Annotated in this window: 1 protein-coding gene; it reads right to left on the bottom strand. The window is 45.1% G+C overall.

Annotation, left to right across the window (positions count from 1 at the left end; genetic code table 11):
- Window positions 1–109: 109 nt before the first annotated feature.
- The gene (gene rpsT, locus FD07_RS11960) at window positions 110–364 is read right to left on the bottom strand and encodes a 30S ribosomal protein S20 (RefSeq protein WP_056990141.1); all 255 of its coding nucleotides are present in this window, start codon (window positions 362–364) and stop codon (window positions 110–112) included.
- Between the last annotated feature and the right edge of the window lie 144 nt (window positions 365–508).

Genomic DNA, 508 nt, shown 5'->3' with positions numbered 1-508 from the left:
AGAACCGCAATTCGCCGGGGGACAAACGGCATAAAGCGTATCAAAAAAGGGGGTCGACCAGAATGGTCGACCCCCTGAATTGCATCATCTAATCTGTTTGATTAATTGATTACTTAGCTAAACGTGCAGCCATCCGTGACTTGTCACGAGATGCCTTGTTCTTCTTGATCAAGCCCTTAGAAGCGGCGTGGTCAACAGCAGCACTAGCTAAACGGTATAATTCTTCCGCGTTGTCGGCACCGGCCGTCTTGGCTTCTTCGAAGCGCTTAACGGCAGTCCGCATCGTGCTTAATTGTGCTGAGTTACGTTCGTTGGCCTTAACGTTGGTCTTGGCACGTTCGATTGCTGATTTGATAATTGGCATGAAAATTTCACCTCCGAATGAGAATTCCTGTACCGGAAATCTTAATTTCAACGTATGTAATTATACAGAACCCAGAGACCGAATGCAATACCTTAGCACGATAAATGTAAAGCAATTTTACTTGCCCGATTTAAAATTGAAGTG

This window comes from Levilactobacillus parabrevis ATCC 53295, from assembly GCF_001434055.1.
Classification (GTDB): Bacteria; Bacillota; Bacilli; order Lactobacillales; family Lactobacillaceae; genus Levilactobacillus; species Levilactobacillus parabrevis.
This window is presented reverse-complemented; position numbering and strand designations above follow the sequence as displayed.